Here is a 16,279-nt window from a genome sequence, read left to right as displayed (position 1 = left end):
ATCGTGGACGAAAAGGCAGCACAAATGCAGAGGGATCCCGTCCGGTCCGCACCGGCCGTCGTGGTGATGGGCGTTGCCGGCTGTGGCAAGTCGGCCGTCGGCGAAGCGCTGGCCGCAGCGTTGGGCGCCATCTTCGTCGAGGGCGACAGGCTGCATCCGCCGGAAAACGTCGCGCGGATGGCAAGCGGTGAGCCGCTGACCGACGCATTGCGTGAAGGCTGGCTCGACGCGATCGGCCGGCGCATTGCGGGATCGGTCGGCGATGGGCAAGGTGTCGTCGCCGCCTGCTCGGCGCTGAAGCGCAGCTACCGCGAGCGCCTGCGTGGCTTTTGCCAGGATATCGTTTTCCTCTATCTGGAAATCGATCCAGCGACCGCCAAGCAGCGCGTCGGCTCCCGCCAGGGCCATTTCATGCCGGCAAGCCTGGTCGACAGCCAGTTCGCCACGCTTGAAGCGCCGGCAGCCGACGAGAACGCAGTGACGCTCGATGCGACGCGCCCGATCGCCGACATTGTCGCCGACGCCGTGAGCCTGTTCGAGGCGAATTCATGAGCCGGCTCGCCGGCGCGGCTCTCGCTTTCAGGGTGCCAGTCCGTGAACCCATAAAACGCGAACGGCTGAGATTGGTGGGAAGCGGACTGGCGGCTTCAGGAATTTGTCTTCGATTGCAGGCATCGGCCTGCGCTCGCATCGCTGCGAGCAACTTCTCAGCGGAATCGGCAATGTAAGCCGCCTACTCCGAGAACTCGGCGCGTTGGGAAAAAAACTTAGCGACTTGACGAAGTTTTCGCTTGCGCCACCGGAAAAGTGGGCGATAGTTAGCGACATGGCTAAGCATTATCCCGATCTATCGCTGCTCTTCCACGCTCTGGCCGATCCGACCCGTCGGTCGATCCTGACTCGACTCGCCGAAAGGCCTGCGCGGGTGACGGATTTGGCTGGTCCGACGGGACTGCGTCTGCCCACGGTGATGCGGCACCTTTCTGTGCTGGAGGAGGCTGGGTTGATCTCCACCTCCAAGGACGGGCGGATACGCACCTGCGCCATCGTGCCCGAGGCTCTGGACCCAGCGCGGACATGGCTCGATGAACAGCGGGCCATCTGGGAAGCTCGGCTCGACCGGTTGGACGCATTTGTGATGAATGTGATGAAGGAGCGCGCAGAATGACACAGAACCTCGCTACAAACAGTGCGACCCATGCGGTGCCTGATGAAAGGAAGGGCCGCTTTGCGACGCTCACCTTCGAACGGGACGTGGGCGCGCCACTGGCCGTACTATGGGAGGCATGGACGGCTCCGGCCGCGCGGGCGATCTGGGCTGCGCCATCGCCCTCGGTCACCGTGGAGTTCTTGGAGGTCGATACCAGGGTGGGTGGACGCGAGGTCTCGCTCTGCAAGATAGAGGGCCATTCGGACATCCGCTGCGAGTGCGGCTGGCTGGCGTTGCAGCCGGCGCTGTGCAGCGTGAACTACGAGGTGGTCTCGTCCGAAGGCGTGACGCAATCAGCAGCGCTGGTGACAGCCGATTTCGAAGGTGCGGACGAGCGCAGCCGGTTGGTCGTGACGGTGCAGCTTTCCTCGCTGGCGGAGGACATGGAGGCAGGCTATCGGGAAGGCTTCGGCGCGGGACTAGACAACCTCGCGGGCGCGGCTGAACGGGCCATGGTACTGCAGCGGGTGATTCAGGCGCCGCGGTCCATCGTGTGGGGCGCGTGGATGAACCCTGAAACGCTGCCGCAATGGTGGGGGCCGGAAGGCTTCTCCTGTCGAACGAAGAGGATCGACTTGCGAACGGGCGGCGAATGGGTATTCGACATGATCGCGCGTGACGGCACGGTCTTCCCGAACCACCATCTCTATAACGAGGTCCGGCCCGAGGAGAGGATCGGCTATACGCTGCATTGGGGCGAAAACGGGCCGAAACATGCCGACGCCTGGGCCTCGTTCGAGGATCAGGACGGGGCGACGAAGGTAACGCTGGGCATGGTATTCAGCACGGCTGCCGAGTTCCAGGAGGCGAAGGGCTTCGGTGCCGTGGAGCTGGGACTGCAAACTCTGGGCAAACTGGAACGCTTCGTCGCATGCCGCTGAGGTGCTGCGACTCGCCCCGAATTAGGCTTGTGGACGAGGTCCTCATCCGTGTCGCGCCCGTCCTCATCGGCGACGGCATCCGCCTCTTCAGTCAGAAGGCATGGAGCCGGTCAGGCTGGAGAAGACCGAGATCTCGGAAGCGGGGCAAATCACCAACATGCGCTTCCGATTCGCGGGATAGGGCCGAGAATTCACAAAGGGATACACGAAGAGGAGGGTTCTATGAGAAAACTGATCATATGGGACATGGTGACCGTCGACGGCTTCTTCGAAGGTCCGGACAGGGACATCAGCTGGTTCGTCTTCGAAGAAGAACTTGAGAACTACATTCGTGAGACCCAGGAAAAGGCCGACACGCTGATCTTCGGTCGCGTGACCTACGAGCTCATGGCAGCCTATTGGCCGTCCGAGCAAGGCTGGATCGCGGATTTCATGAACAAGATCGAGAAGGTGGTCTTCTCGCGCACGCTGAAAAGCGCCGCCTGGAACAACACGAAGCTCTTCAACGGCAATGTCGCGGAAGAAGTCTCCAAGCTGAAGACCAGGGACGGCGGAGACATCTTCGTGTTCGGCAGCGCCGACCTCACGGCGACCCTGATGGAGCACGGCCTGATCGACGAGTATCACCTCGGGATCAACCCCGTCATTCTCGGGAGAGGCACGCCGCTCTTCAAGGGCGGCCCGAACCGGACACCCCTGAAGCATCTGGAGACGAGGACGCTCAAGTCAGGTGTTGTCATCCTCCATTACGCGCCGGAGAGCAGACAATGACGATCGATCCGCTCTTTCCCGTCAAGTAGGCTTTGCCGAAATGGGAGGGCCTGGGGAAGCGGCGCGCTCCAGACGATCGCCGGCCAAGGGGCGCAGCCGCCGTCGACCGCTTCGTGCGATGGCGGAAGGCAGGCGTGCGGGGCCGACTGATGGAGTGTATCACGGCTGCGCACGACGGCGAGATCCAGATGATCGACAGAACCTTCCGTTCGCGCCCACCAGCAGGCTGTGACAGCAAAAAAGGAGGTCCAGATCATTGTCTCGGTCAATGCGGCTTTGGCTCCGCGCTTATGAGTCTACGGCCTAAATTTAGATTAGATCTGCGACGTCAGTTCGACCGGAAAATCGTCATTGTCGGCATCGCGCATGGCGGCGAGGCTGCGATTGTCCAGCACCTCGGCGATCGCCTGGCGCACCTCCAGCATCATGTGCCTGACCTGGCAGGTCGCCTCGTCGCAATCCTCGCAACGCTGGTACTGCGTGCGGCTGGCGCAAGGGATCGGCGCCAGCGGCCCGTCGAGGACACGCACGACATGGCCGATCTTGATCTCGGAGGCCGGCCGCGCGAGGCGATAGCCGCCCTCCTTGCCCTTGCGGCTCTGGACGAAGCCGGCATTGCGTAACTCGCCCAGAATGGCATCCAGGAATTTCTTCGGGATGTTGTTGGCGACCGCAATGTCATTGACGAATGCGAGCTGGCCGACCGGCAGGCCGGACAGATGCACGAGGGCCTTGAGGCCGTATTTGCCTTTTTTGGTCAGCATGCCCGAGTCAACCCATGAAGCCCCAACCACCCGCGTCTGGCGGCTGTTTGTGTGCAAATCATGACGGTTGAGCCTTGCGATGCCGTTCGCGCAGACAAGCCGCCTGCTGACACATTGCGCGCAAACGCGTTGATTCTTCGTAACGTTTTTGGATGGCAGGCGCCCGGAAAGCGGGAAATCACCTTTCCGGAGCGAAAAACGAAGAAAGCCGGCAAAAGCCGACTTTCGTTTCAGTTCGAAGATCGCTTGCTTCAGCGACTGCCGTAGGTCTGGTCGAGCAATCCGCCCGCGGCGAAATGCTCGGCCTGGACCTTGGCCCAGCCGCCGAAGACATCTTCCACCGTCAGCAGGCGGACATCGGGAAACTCAGCCGTGTATTTGGCCGCGACCGCCGCGTCGCGGGCCCGCAGGCCGTTGCGGGCGGCGATGTCCTGGCCCTCCGGCGTATAGAGGAAGTCGAGATAGGTCTTGGCGAGATCGCGTGTGCCGTGCTCGTCGGCGACCGTGTCGACGATCGCCACCGGAAACTCCGCCAACAGGCTGACCGAAGGCGTCACCTGCTCGAACTTGTCCTCGCCATACTCCCTGCTGATGCCGCGGGTTTCCGACTCGAAGGTGATCAGCACGTCGCCGATTTCGCGCTGCACGAAGGTGGTGGTGGCGGCGCGTCCGCCGCTGTCGAAGATCGGCACGTTGTTGAAGAGTTTGGTGACGAATTCCTTCACCTTGGCGTCATCGCCCTTGAAGGCTTCCTTGGCGTAGGCGGTGGCCGCGAGATAGGTGTAGCGCGCATTGCCCGACGTTTTTGGATTGGGGAAGATCACCTGGACGTCGTCGCGCACGAGATCGTTCCAATCCTTGATGTTCTTCGGATTGCCGGCGCGCACCAAAAAGGACGGCAGCGAATAGAAAGGCGAGGCGTTGTCGGGGAAGTCTTTTTGCCAGTCGGCGGAGATAAGACCCTTCGAGACCAGAAAGTCGATGTCGAGGACCTGGTTGAAGGTGACGACATCGGCGCCGAGCCCCTCGGCGATGGCGCGCGCCTGCGCCGACGTCCCGGCATGCGACTGATCGATGGTGACGCCGGGGTGCCCAGCGATGAAGGCCTTGTTGACCTGCGCAAACAATTCGCGGCCGACATCGTAGGACGCGTTCAGCAGTTTGTCGGCCGACCAGGCTTGGGAGGATGCCAGGAACAGACCGGCCAATGTGGCGACGCCAAGCAAAAATCGCTTCATGAAAACGGGCTCCTGAAAATGTCGTTTGTCGAATGCGGCAGAATAATCGGACGATGCCCGAGACGACGAGGCATGCAAGCCGGATCTATGGTGTTGCTGTGAGAAAAAAGATTGCCGAGACAGCCCATTGCTAGGATTTTCTTCCAAGCAGAGTCATTTCGGTGTGTTCCCGCCACACCGCCGGTGCTTTTCCAATCACCTTCCTAATGAGGCAATGAAATAGATACACATTGTGTATGCGGAGTGTTATGGTGGGAAAGAGGAGTCCTCAATGACAAAAACTGCACCTGAAACCCACGCCAAGCCTGTCAATCTGCGCATCCGAGAGGATGTGCGAGTTCTGATTGACCGCGCCGCGAAAATACGCGGTAAAACCCGCTCCGATTTTATGATCGATGCCGCCTACCGCGCGGCCGAGGACACGCTGCTCAATCAAGCGCTGATCAAGGTCGATCCCGAGAGTTACCAACACTATCTCGACATTCTTGACGAGCCACCGAGCGGCGAAGGTTTTGCACGCCTTATGAATGCGCCCAAGCCCTGGCAGGGCTGATGCTGTCGGCGCCCACGCCTCTTGCCGACAACCACGATCTCGAACTATTCCAAAGCGGGACCGAGAGCCTGGATCAATGGCTTCGCCGCAGGGCGCGGGCCAACCAGGTCAGCGGCGCGTCGCGCACTTATGTCGTAACGGAAGGCGTGCGCGTTGTCGGCTACTACTGTCTGTCCTCGGGTGGGCTTGATCTTGCGGAAGCGCCAGGCGCCATTCGCCGCAACATGCCGGATCCCGTCCCTATGGCTGTCCTCGGGCGTCTCGCCGTGGACGCAAGCTGGCAAGGGAAGGGGCTAGGCGCAGCGCTCTTGCAAGATGCCGTTCTGCGCACTGGCCATGCCGCGACGATCCTCGGGATTCGCGGCATTTTTGTTCATGCCATATCGGCTGAAGCGAAAGCTTTCTATGAGCACTACGGCTTTGCGGCTTCCCCAAAAAATCCGATGACCCTGGTGCTCTCGCTAAAGGCGCGTTGAAAGGTAGTCGATGTCGCTCAGCATGAAGAGGCGACCACCATCAGCCGGATTCACCATCGCCTTGCGGCTAAGCGGCCGGAAAAAGCTTCCAGCGCCGCGGCCGGAACGCCACCCGGCTTTTCTGCGCCGCTGGGTGGTCGACGGGCAGCTCGATCTCGACCCGCTGACGCTCGCCGCCGATTTCGAGCTCCACGCGTCTGGTGCCGGCGACGCGGCGGCTGGCGGCGACCGTGCCGGCGATGCAGCCATTGCATTCGTCCACCAGCTCGACATCGTGCGGGCGGAAGAACAGCGTCGCTTCGCCTTGCGGCGCCTGTGGCGCGGAGAGGCCGATCGGGCGATCGGCGATCCAGACCTGGCCGTCCTCGACCTTGACGGGAAGCGAGCTCGATTCGCCGATGAAGCCGTAGACGAAGGGCGAATTCGGCGTGTCGTAGATTTCATCGGCGGTGCCGACCTGCTCGATGCGGCCCTGGCTCATCACCACCACGCGGTCGGCAAGCTCCAGCGCTTCTTCCTGGTCATGGGTGACGAAGACCGTGGTGTGGCCGGTGGCGTCGTGGATGTCGCGCAGCCAGCGCCGCAACTCGCGGCGGACCTGGGCATCGAGCGCGCCGAACGGCTCGTCCAGCAAAAGCACAGCCGGTTCGATCGCCATGGCGCGGGCAAGCGCCACGCGCTGGCGCTGGCCGCCCGAAAGCTGCGCCGGATAGCGTTTTTCCAAGCCGGAAAGCTGGACGAGGTCGAGAAGCTCGGAGGCCCGGCGGCGGATTTCCTGCGCGGACGGGCGTGTCGGCCCGTGCCGGACCTTGAGTCCGAAGCCGATATTATCGGCGACCGTCATATGGCGAAACAGCGCATAGTGCTGGAAGACGAAGCCGACATTACGCTCCTGGATCGACTTTTGCGACGCGTCCTCCTCACCGAAGAATATCTTTCCCCTCGTCGGTCGCTCCAGTCCGGCGATCAGCCTGAGCAGCGTCGTCTTGCCGGAGCCGGAAGGCCCGAGCAGCGCGATCAGCTCGCCGGACTTGATGTCGAGCGAAACATCGTGGAGGGCCGGAAACCGCTCAAACTCCTTGCGCACGTTGGCAACGCGAACTTCCATCAACCGTCCCTTTTTTGTCGATGCATGTCGTTATCCCAAAACCGCTATACACTTTTGGGCAACAGGCATTAATGTCCGCGCGTCGCGGCGATCTCGGCGCCGTAGCGCATTTCGAGAAGTGTTTTCAAGACCAGCGTGACGAGCGCCAGGCCCGCGAGTAGCGAAGCGACGGCGAAGGCGGCGGCGGCGTTGTACTCATTGTAGAGGATTTCGACATGCAGCGGCATGGTGTTGGTCAGCCCGCGTATGTGGCCGGACACCACCGACACCGCGCCGAACTCGCCCATGGCGCGGGCATTGCACAACAGCACGCCGTAGAGCAGCCCCCATTTGACGTTGGGCAGCGTCACGTACCAGAAAGCCTGCCAGCCATTGGCGCCGAGCGACAGCGCTGCCTCCTCGTCGCCATTGCCCTGTTCCTGCATCAACGGGATCAGTTCGCGGGCGACAAAGGGGAAGGTGACGAAGATGGTGGCGAGCACGATGCCCGGCACGGCAAACAGGATGACGATGCCATGCGCCTTCAGCCAGGCGCCGAGCAGGCCTTGCGCGCCGAACAAAAGCACATAGACCAAGCCGGAAATGACCGGCGAGACCGAAAACGGCAGGTCGATGAGCGTGGTCAGGAAGGCCTTGCCCTTGAACTCGAATTTGGCGATCGCCCAAGCGGCGGAGATGCCGAAGATGACATTGAGCGGCACCGAGATCGCCGCCACCAGCAGTGTCAGATGGATCGCCGAGCGCGTGTCTGGGTTGGTCAGCGCCTCCGTGTAAGCGCCGAGACCTTTTGCGAAGGCTTCGTTGAAGACGACGATCAGCGGCAAGAGCAGGAAAATGCCGAGGAAGGCAAAGGTCACGATCATCAGCACGGCTTTCGCCGGGCGGCTTTCGGTCACTGCCGCCGACTGGCTTTCGTGGTGCGGTGCGTAGGATTTGATCTCCGGATCAGCCATAGCGCTTGCGGCTCCACGTCTGCACGAGATTGATGACCAGCAGCATCACGAACGACAAAGCGAGCATGATTGCCGCGATCGCGGTCGCCGCCGCATAATTGTATTCCTCCAGCCGGATGACGATCAGCAGCGGCGCGATCTCGGATTTGTAGGGCAGGTTGCCGGCGATGAAGATGACGGAGCCGTACTCGCCGACACCGCGCGCGAAAGCCAGCGCGAAACCGGTGACGATGGCGGGCGCGAGGCCCGGAAGCAGAACCCGGGCGATTGTCTGGAAGCGGTTGGCGCCGAGCGTCGCGGCCACTTCCTCCACCTCCTTGTCGATCTCTTCCATGATCGGCTGGACGGTGCGCACGACAAAAGGCAGGCCGATGAAGATCAGCGCGATGACGATGCCGAGCGGCGTGTAGGCGACCTTGATGCCGAGAGGTGCCAGCAGGCTGCCGAGCCAGCCATTCGGCGCGTAGAGCGTGGTCAGCGCGATGCCTGCGACCGCCGTCGGCAGCGCGAAGGGCAGGTCGACCATAGCATCGACGATGCGGCGGCCAGGAAAGTTGTAGCGCACCAGCACCCAGGCGACGATCGTGCCGAAGACGACATTGACCGCGGCGGCAATGAAAGCGGTGCCAAAACTGATTTCAAGCGCGTTGACGGTGCGGCGATCGGTGGCGATCGCCCAGAAATCGGCCCAGCCGAGCGCGGCCGATCGCCAGATCAGCCCGGAAAGGGGGATGAGGATGATGAGCGTGAGGTAGGCAAGAGAGAAGCCGAGCGTCAATCCGAAACCCGGAATGACGCTCGGCTGTCTGAACCGCCACCCCGCTTTTGCGGGTGCTGTGGTCATGTCGTCCTGATCTAGAGTCTAGCTTGTTAGGCCTACTGGGCCGGCTTGTAGATCTGGTCGAATATACCACCGTCGCCGAAATGGTAAGGCTGCGCCTTCTTCCAACCGCCAAAAAGTGGATCGTCGATGGTGATCAGCTTGATCTCCGGCAGTTTGGCGAGGTCCTCCGCCGGCACCAAATCGGGCTTCGACGGGCGATAGTGGTTCTTGGCGATCAGCGTCTGGCCTTCCTTGGAGTAGAGATAGCCCAGATAGGCTTCGGCGACTTTTCGCGTGCCCTTGGCATCGACGTTGGCGTCGACCACGGCGACCGGCGGCTCGGCCAGGATCGAGGTCGGCGGGTAGACGATGTCGAAATTATCGGCGCCGAACTCGTCGAGCGCCAGATAGGCTTCGTTTTCCCAGGCCAGCAGCACGTCGCCCAGGCCCTTTTGCGCGAAGGTCACCGTTGAGCCGCGCGCGCCGGTGTCGAGCACCGGAACATGGGCGTAGAGGTTGCCGACGAATTCCTTGGTCTTGGCCTCGTCGCCGCCATCCTTGGCGTTGGCATAGGCCCAGGCGGCGAGATAGTTCCAGCGCGCTCCGCCCGAAGTCTTGGGGTTCGGCGTGATCACCTGGACGTCGTCCTTGACGAGGTCGCCCCAGTCCTGGATGCCCTTCGGATTGCCCTTGCGGACAAGGAAGACGATGGTCGAAGTGTAGGGCGCCGAATTGTTCTCGAACTTGGTCCGCCAGTCGGGATTGATCTTCTGCGATTTCGAGACGATGGCGTTGATGTCGCCTTCGAGCGCCAGCGTCACCACGTCGGCGTCGAGGCCGTCGATCACGGCGCGGGCCTGCGCGCCCGACCCGCCATGCGACTGCTGGACGGTTACCGTCTCACCGGTCTCGGCCTTCCAGTGGGCGACAAAGGCCTCGTCGAATTGCTTGTATAGCTCACGCGTCGGATCATAGGACACGTTGAGAATGGTGGTATCGGCAAACGCGAAACCGAGTGTTCCGAATTGGACCGATGCAGCGACAAGGGCGCCGAGCAGTTTCCTGAAATGAGGATTGGTCATTTACGCCTCCGTTGAGATCACCTCAAATCTACCGAATTGGTAGAAATTAGATGCACTCAATGTTGCTTTTTTTGTCCCTCAGAAGCAATTTTTCGCTGATCTTTGGCCTCACGAAGAAATTCTTTCCTCTCGACGCCGGGGTGCAGAATCCGGGCTCATGAAGCGATCTATCTAGAGACAGGTCGCGCCTCGGCAATGGCTGGATGTGATCTAGGCGCGATTTGCTTTCGCGGTGGCCACAGGTTCAGTCGGCGGTGACGAGAAAATCGAAGCGCTGCTTTGGAAATGGCTCGTTTTTCAGCGTGAAGTGCCACCATTCGCGCGGATAATTCCTGAAGCCGCCGGCGCGCATGATCTCGACAAGCCTCTTGCGGTTTGCGGTTGCTTCCTCGGCGAGCGGACGGTGCGCCGTTTCACTCATTGGGTCGAAACAGTCAAAGCCGGTGCCGAAATCGAGCATGTCGGCATCTGATACACCGCAGGCCGGTTTCGGGGTGTCGGTGTTGCGGTCGGCTCGCGCGATGGCGACATCGACGGTCGAGCCGCGCGAATGGGTCGACAGTTCGCCGATATAGCCCTTGGCGATGAGGTCCTTGCGCTTGACCGCCGGATACCATTGCGGGTCGGGTGGTCCGCCTTCCATGGTCCATTCGCCCATATCAGAGACCGCGCGCGCCGGGCGGTAGCAGTCGAAGACGACCAGCGTGAGGCTCTCCGCGGCAATCGCTTTCTGGACGCGGGAAAGCGCTTCCGCCGCTCGCCCGGTGAGTATGCATACCGGCGCGTCGTAGCCGGTCGCCTTGCGGTGCAGGAAATTGTTTGTGCCGGCATAGCGGATGTCCTGCCGGATGGTGCGGTCAACGTCGGCAAGGCGGACGAAGCCGGCGGGGAGGTCTGCGGAAAAGACGGGGACAATACCGGCAGCCAACAGCGGGGCGCAAAACGCAATGCGCTGAATCGCTTGGCGCATTCTATTCAACGAACACTTTCACGCTGGCCGCGCGCCCGGCCGCGTCGATCACGGTCAGGGTCGAATAGCCGGCGCCGTCCGGCTGCCAGGTCGCGGTGCGTCGCCGGTCGATGCCGATCAGTGGCTTGCCATTTGCCAGCCAGCGGAACGGCGCGCGGCCACCTTGCAGCTTCAGCACCAGTGGCGAGGCTTCGGCGGTAGTGGTGTCGAGATCGACGCGGGCGCCGTCAGGCGGAAAGATGATCGTCGGCGCGGGCTCGGTCGGCGTCGCCTGCACCAGCCCATCGGCGCCAGAACCGAAGCGCGCCAATGTCACCGGCAGATCGTCGCGCCTGGGTCTGACCACGCCGGCTGGCCGGCTTGGCAGTTGCACGGCGGCCAGACCGGCGCGGACAAAGCCCTCGAACAGGATGGGTGCGGCCGAGACATAGCCGGACAGGCCGGGCACCGCGCCGGCATCGGGACGGCCGACCCAGACGCCCAGCACGTAACGCCCGTCGAAACCGACCGACCAGGCATCGCGGTAGCCGTAGGAGGTGCCGGTCTTGTAGGCGATGCCGCGCTGGGCCGCACCTTCGGGCGGCTTGACGCCCGACAATATGTCGGTGATCTGCCAGTTCGCCTGATCGTCGAGGATGGTAGTGGTGGAGCGTTTGGCATTGGCCGGCTCGGTGCCGTCACGCAGGGTATGCGCCTTGCCGCCATTGGCAAGCCCTGCATAGAGCTGGACGAGGTCGCGCAGCGTCACCCCAACGCCGCCGAGGCCGATGGCGAGACCCGGCGCCTTGTCGACGGGCAGGATCGGCGTGACGCCGGCCTGCCGGAAGCGCGCGAGCAGCCGCGCCGGCCCGACCGCGTCGAGCACACTGATCGCCGGCACGTTGAGCGACAGTTGCAGCGCCTGCCGAATGCTGACGTCGCCTTGGTAGCCCATGTCGAAATTCTTCGGCCGATAGCCCCCGAAATCCGTCGGACTGTCGTCGATCAGCGTTTCCTGCGCCACCAGTCCCTGCTCGAAGGCGAGCCCGTAGATGAACGGTTTCAACGTCGAACCGGGCGAGCGGACGATCCTGGTCATGTCGATCCAGCCGGAGCGGCTGGCGTCGAAGAAATTGGCGGAGCCGACCTCGCCAAGGATGTCGCCGGTGCGGGCGTCGGCCAGCACCATGGCGACCGACAGGCGGGGCCCGAGCCTGGTGGCGGCATCCCTGGCCACCTGTTCCAACCCTTCCTGGACGCTTTTGCGGATCGTCAGTTGCAGCTTCTGGCCGGGGACGGCCCTTGGCAGCATCGCATAAGCGGCATGGGCAGCGAGCGCCGGCAACGTGCGGCGGATGGCGGAAACGTCGTCGAGCGCAGCACGTGCGGCTTGGCGCTCGCCAAGCAGGCCAGCTGAAACCATGCGCGTCAGCACCCGGTCGCGAGCGGCGTGAGCGATTGCGAGATTGCGGTCGGGCCGGCGCTTTTCGGGTAGTTGCGGCAGCGCGACGAGCAGAGCCGCCTCCGAGACCGTCAGCCGCTTCGGCTCCTTGCCGAAATAGGCCAGCGCGGCGGCGCGCACGCCTTCGAGATTGCCGCCATAGGGCGCCAGCGTCAAATAGCGTTCGAGGATCTCGCGCTTGGTGAGCCGCCGCTCGATCTGCAGGGCGCGCAGCATCTGCTTGACCTTTGAGCCAAAGCTGCGGCTGTCGCGCGGTTCGGCCAGCCGGGCGAGTTGCATCGACAGCGTCGAGCCGCCGGAGACGATACGGCCATTGGTCGCGAACTGGCCGGCGGCGCGGGCCAGCGCCAGCACGTCGACGCCTTCATGGTCCCAGAAGCGCTTGTCCTCATAAGTGACCAGCATGTCGACGAACTGCTTGTCGACCTGGTCGAGGCGGGTGGCGAGCCGCCAATAGCCGTCCGGCGTGGCGAAGGCGCGCAGAAGCTGGCCGTCGCGGTCGAGCACCTCGGTCGACACAGTGGGTTCGGCCGGCAGCGGCGGCGGAAAGGCGCGGTCGAGCTGCCAAAGGGTGGCGGCGGAGATGGCCATGAGGCCGGCGCAAGCGGCGGCGGTGATGGCCGTTCGGCGTAGGAATTTTCTGGAGAGCATCGCTCCGCCCTTCTTCCTTCTCCCCTTGTGGGAGAAGGTGGATTGGCGCGCAGCGCCAAGACGGTTGAGGGGTGCTGGCCAGAGCGCTATCGGTGCCAAGCTGGAACACCCCTCATCCGACCGAGCTGCGCTCGGCCACCTTCTCCCACAAGGGGAGAAGGGAGAGCCGGCCGCAACCTCGGCTCCCTTTCTGCAGCGCTGAAGATTGGCGAAATCCTTTGCGAAGGTGCCATCGCCATGTTCCTGTTCGCCATCGGCGCCTTACGGCGCCTTTACCTCCATCATCCCGGTCGCGGTGCGGGCCGAATATTGCGGCCGGTACATGTCCTCGACCGTTGCCGCCGGATGGGCATAGGTGCCCGGCGTCACCGCGCGCACGACATAGGCGAGCGTAATGTTGCGGTCGCCGTCGCCATCGTTCGGATTGAAGGCCGCGACGAAACGGTCGTCACGGAATTCGAGATGGGCGGCGTCGGTCTGGGCCAGCCAGGAGAAGTTCGACAACTGGGCGCTGGAAACCAAGCCCGGATTGTCGATTTCGAAGCCGGCCGGCAGCAGATCGGTGATCACGAGCCGCGACGGCCACTTGTTCTGCTCGTAGATCTTGAGCACGACGACATAGCGTTCGTTCTGGGTCGCCTCCGTGACATTGGCTTCCGTGCCGTCGAGCTTGTAGTAGGTGCGGCCGATGGTGAAGCCGTTGCCGCTGGCCGGCAGTGGCTGGATCGGCGAGGCCACCGTGGTGACGACTGCCTGCAGCGGGTTGCTGCCGGTGTTGGCGACGGTCAGTGGGCTATCGACCAGGTCGCTGCCGGCGATCTGCTCCGAATAGGCGCCGACATGCGGTGCGCCATTGATGGTCAGCGCGATCGCATCGTTGCCGGCCTTCAGCGCGCGGGCCGCCAGCAGCATCCAGGACTCGTCCTGGGTGCTGGTCCATCTGACGGCGGCGCGTTCCTTCGTCACCAGCGTGATCAGCGCCGGCACGATCGTCGGCACCGGCTTCGATTCGGCGGCGAGCGCCAGCATCGCCGCGCCGTCACGCAGCGGCGAGCCATAGTCGGACCTGTAGTAGTCGTATGCGGAGGTCGACTGGGCCAGTTGCAGGGCGGCCTGGAAGGTGGCTTCCGAACGCTGCGTGTCGCCATAAAGCGCCAGGCCTGCCGCCAATTGGGCAAGGGCCATCGGGCTCGTAAAGGCTTCGAGCTGCGTGTCGGCATAGTAGCGCAGATCGCCGATCGAAGCCTTTTTGTTGCGGGCCAGCACATAGAGCGCATAGGCGATCTCGCTGCCGCGACCCTTGACGTCCTGGTCGTAGCCGATCGCGTTCTGCAGATTGCTCAGCGCCTGGTTCATCGCCAGGGCCGGCACGTCGTATTTCTGCTCACGCGCCCGGGTCAGGAAATCAGTGACGTAGGCGTCGAGCCACAGGTCGCCGGAGCCCGGACCCCACAGGCCGAAGCTGCCGGCCGAGGCCTGATAGCTCAGCACCTTGTAGATGGCGTCCTGGATGCGGCCACGCAGGTCGGGGTCGCTGGCCATGCCGATGCCCGAGGCCATGTCGTTGACATAGAGAAGCGGCATGGCGCGGCTGGTGGTCTGCTCGGCGCAGCCATAGGGGTAGCGGTCGAGCGTCATCAGGAGCGACGGCACGTCAAAGGCCGCCGCCTGCGAAACGCCGACGCTGACCGAAGCGCCGTCGAGCACGCTTGCCGCCAGCAGCTCCTTGTCGACGCGCAGCGACCCGCCATTGCCCTTGAGGTCGACCACCATGCGGGTGGTCACCGGCAATTGCGCCGGACGCACCGGAACATAGAGCGTCTGTTCAACAGCCGTGCCGTCGGCATGAGCGAGCTTGATCGTGATCGAGGCGTTGCCTGGCTTCTCAGCCATCAGCGGCACGGTCAGCGTCTGCCGCTTGCCTTCGGCGAGCGTCAGCTTCTCGGGCAGGGCGGCAGTGCCGGTCGACAGCCCGCCGGTGGTATCTATCGACAGTGCATAGTCGCCCTCTGGACCATCGGTGTCGGCGACGTCGAGCCGCATGACGGCCGAATCGCCGGGCGCCAGGAAGCGCGGCAGGCCGGCAGTGATCACCACCGGATCGCGCACGATCACGTCGGACTGGGCATGGCCGACCCCGTCCTTGGTCCAGGCGACGGCCATGACGCGCACGGTGCCGTTGAACTGCGGGATGTCGAAATCGATCCGCGCCTTGCCGTCGGCGTCGAGCTGGACCGGACCGGAGAAGAAGGCGACCAGTTTTTCGGTCGGCGGGCTGCCTTGCGACTGCATGTTGGCGCCGTCGCCGCCGGTGCGCAGCTTGCCTGACGTGCCCAGCGAGCCGTCGATCAGGCGGCCGTAGAGGTCGCGCACTTCAAGGCCGAGCATGCGCTGGCCGAAGAACCAGGTCTCCGGATCCGGCACCTTGTAATTGGTGAGGTTGAGGATGCCGACATCGACGGCCGCGACCATGACATAGGCATTGGCGCCCGGCTGCACGCCGGCCACCGAGACCGGGATCGACAGCTGCTGGCGCGGCATGGTCTTGTCCGGCGGCGTCAAGGTGACGGCGAGCTTCTTCGAGCCCGGATCGACCTTCAGCCATTTGACGCCGATGGCGCGCGCCGGCATGCGCGTTTCCTGCGCATCGCCCGGCCTGAACAGCGTTGCCGTGACATAGGCGCCGGCGCCCCAGTCGTCGCCGACCGGGATGTCGATGGTGCTGCCGCCTTCTGGAACGGTCGCGGTGACGGTCTTCAAGAGTTTGTCGGCGCCAATGGTGACGAGCAGCTCGCCGGCAAAATGCGGCGACACTTTGAGCTTGGCCACTTCGCCCGCCGCATAGGTATCCTTGTCGAGGGCGATCTCGAGGCCGTCGGGCGTTTCGGTGGTGGTGGAGCTGACATACCAGCCGGCGTCGAACTCGTAACTGGTCGCCGGGCCTTCCGGATCCGATGTCTCGATCTCAAGCCGATAGCGGCCCCAGTCGACCGGCAGCGAGACGGTGGCCTCGCCATCGGCGGTCAGGTCGACCTGGCCATTGGCCACTGACTTGGTGAACGTCACCGGCTCATAGTTCCAGGAATTGCTCGAGCGGTACCATTGGTAGCTGCGTTCGACCTTGACCAGCGACCATTGCGCGCCCTGCAGCGCCTCACGCTTGCCGTCGGGGTCGACGGCGATCAGGCTGAACTTCGCCGTGCCGCCTTGCGGTACCTCGTCGCCGTCGAAATCCGGACGGATGCCGATCATGTGGCCCTGCGGCCGGATGCCGATGTTGAGCGAGCGCTCGACGACGCGGCCGCCAGTCTCGCGCATTCTGACCGTAACCTTGGCATCGACGAGCTTGGTGGTCGAG

Annotated in this window: 15 protein-coding genes and 1 pseudogene; 7 read left to right on the top strand and 9 right to left on the bottom strand. The window is 63.4% G+C overall.

Annotated elements, in window-relative coordinates:
- Window positions 1-24: 24 nt before the first annotated feature.
- The 5 genes and pseudogenes from EOC93_RS18475 to EOC93_RS34860 form a co-directional block, all read left to right on the top strand.
- Entirely contained in the window at window positions 25-552 is a 528-nt protein-coding gene (locus tag EOC93_RS18475) for a gluconokinase (RefSeq protein ID WP_127205345.1), read from the top strand.
- A 274-nt stretch (window positions 553-826) separates the two neighbouring features.
- Window positions 827-1,168 (top strand): metalloregulator ArsR/SmtB family transcription factor, encoded by a 342-nt coding sequence (locus tag EOC93_RS18470; protein ID WP_095482948.1) that lies wholly within the window; start codon window positions 827-829, stop codon window positions 1,166-1,168.
- On the top strand, window positions 1,165-2,091 hold the full coding sequence (locus EOC93_RS18465) for an SRPBCC family protein (protein WP_127205344.1): 927 nt from the start codon (window positions 1,165-1,167) through the stop codon (window positions 2,089-2,091). Before EOC93_RS18470 ends, EOC93_RS18465 begins: the two co-directional genes overlap by 4 nt.
- A 222-nt stretch (window positions 2,092-2,313) precedes the next feature.
- Window positions 2,314-2,862, top strand: coding sequence for a dihydrofolate reductase family protein (locus tag EOC93_RS18460; protein ID WP_127205343.1), 549 nt, complete (start codon window positions 2,314-2,316; stop codon window positions 2,860-2,862).
- Window positions 2,863-2,966: 104 nt separating this feature from the next.
- Window positions 2,967-3,065: pseudogene (locus EOC93_RS34860) on the top strand (IS5/IS1182 family transposase); the annotation flags it as partial.
- A 111-nt stretch (window positions 3,066-3,176) separates the two neighbouring features.
- Here the strand turns inward: EOC93_RS34860 and EOC93_RS18450 are convergent.
- Both EOC93_RS18450 and EOC93_RS18445 read right to left on the bottom strand, forming a co-directional pair.
- Window positions 3,177-3,626: an Rrf2 family transcriptional regulator gene (locus EOC93_RS18450; RefSeq protein WP_006202816.1), complete on the bottom strand. Its 450-nt coding sequence runs from the start codon at window positions 3,624-3,626 to the stop codon at window positions 3,177-3,179.
- Window positions 3,627-3,877: 251 nt separating this feature from the next.
- The gene (locus EOC93_RS18445; protein WP_127205342.1) at window positions 3,878-4,864 is read right to left on the bottom strand and encodes a sulfate ABC transporter substrate-binding protein; all 987 of its coding nucleotides are present in this window, start codon (window positions 4,862-4,864) and stop codon (window positions 3,878-3,880) included.
- A 271-nt stretch (window positions 4,865-5,135) separates the two neighbouring features.
- Between EOC93_RS18445 and EOC93_RS18440 the strand changes: the two genes are divergently transcribed.
- Window positions 5,136-5,417, top strand: coding sequence for a DUF1778 domain-containing protein (locus EOC93_RS18440; RefSeq protein ID WP_127205341.1), 282 nt, complete (start codon window positions 5,136-5,138; stop codon window positions 5,415-5,417).
- Window positions 5,417-5,893 carry a GNAT family N-acetyltransferase gene (locus EOC93_RS18435; protein WP_095482921.1) on the top strand — a complete coding sequence of 159 codons (477 nt, stop codon included), beginning with the start codon at window positions 5,417-5,419 and terminating at the stop codon, window positions 5,891-5,893. Before EOC93_RS18440 ends, EOC93_RS18435 begins: the two co-directional genes overlap by 1 nt.
- Before the next feature lie 67 nt (window positions 5,894-5,960).
- Here EOC93_RS18435 and EOC93_RS18430 read toward each other — a convergent pair whose 3' ends face one another.
- The 7 genes from EOC93_RS18430 to EOC93_RS18400 all read right to left on the bottom strand — a co-directional run.
- The gene (locus EOC93_RS18430; RefSeq protein WP_126105834.1) at window positions 5,961-7,001 is read right to left on the bottom strand and encodes a sulfate/molybdate ABC transporter ATP-binding protein; all 1,041 of its coding nucleotides are present in this window, start codon (window positions 6,999-7,001) and stop codon (window positions 5,961-5,963) included.
- A gap of 68 nt (window positions 7,002-7,069) precedes the next feature.
- Window positions 7,070-7,954, bottom strand: coding sequence for a sulfate ABC transporter permease subunit CysW (gene cysW / locus EOC93_RS18425; protein ID WP_127205340.1), 885 nt, complete (start codon window positions 7,952-7,954; stop codon window positions 7,070-7,072).
- A complete protein-coding gene (cysT, locus tag EOC93_RS18420; RefSeq protein ID WP_095482918.1) occupies window positions 7,947-8,798 on the bottom strand; it encodes a sulfate ABC transporter permease subunit CysT in 852 nt (283 codons plus the stop codon). The genes cysW and cysT overlap by 8 nt, the downstream gene beginning before the upstream one ends.
- Window positions 8,799-8,830: 32 nt before the next feature.
- Entirely contained in the window at window positions 8,831-9,859 is a 1,029-nt protein-coding gene (locus tag EOC93_RS18415; RefSeq protein ID WP_095482917.1) for a sulfate ABC transporter substrate-binding protein, read from the bottom strand.
- A gap of 244 nt (window positions 9,860-10,103) precedes the next feature.
- The gene (locus EOC93_RS18410) at window positions 10,104-10,829 is read right to left on the bottom strand and encodes a M15 family metallopeptidase (protein WP_127205339.1); all 726 of its coding nucleotides are present in this window, start codon (window positions 10,827-10,829) and stop codon (window positions 10,104-10,106) included.
- A 1-nt stretch (window position 10,830) separates the two neighbouring features.
- The gene (pbpC, locus tag EOC93_RS18405; RefSeq protein WP_127205338.1) at window positions 10,831-12,921 is read right to left on the bottom strand and encodes a penicillin-binding protein 1C; all 2,091 of its coding nucleotides are present in this window, start codon (window positions 12,919-12,921) and stop codon (window positions 10,831-10,833) included.
- Window positions 12,922-13,182: 261 nt separating this feature from the next.
- A partial coding sequence (locus tag EOC93_RS18400; protein ID WP_164759189.1) for an alpha-2-macroglobulin occupies window positions 13,183-16,279 on the bottom strand: 3,097 nt, incomplete at its 5' end.

It is taken from the genome of Mesorhizobium sp. M6A.T.Ce.TU.002.03.1.1, assembly GCF_003997275.1.
GTDB lineage: Bacteria > Pseudomonadota > Alphaproteobacteria > Rhizobiales > Rhizobiaceae > Mesorhizobium > Mesorhizobium mediterraneum.
Note: the sequence above shows the minus strand (reverse complement) of the source record. Positions and strands in the feature narration are given on the sequence as shown.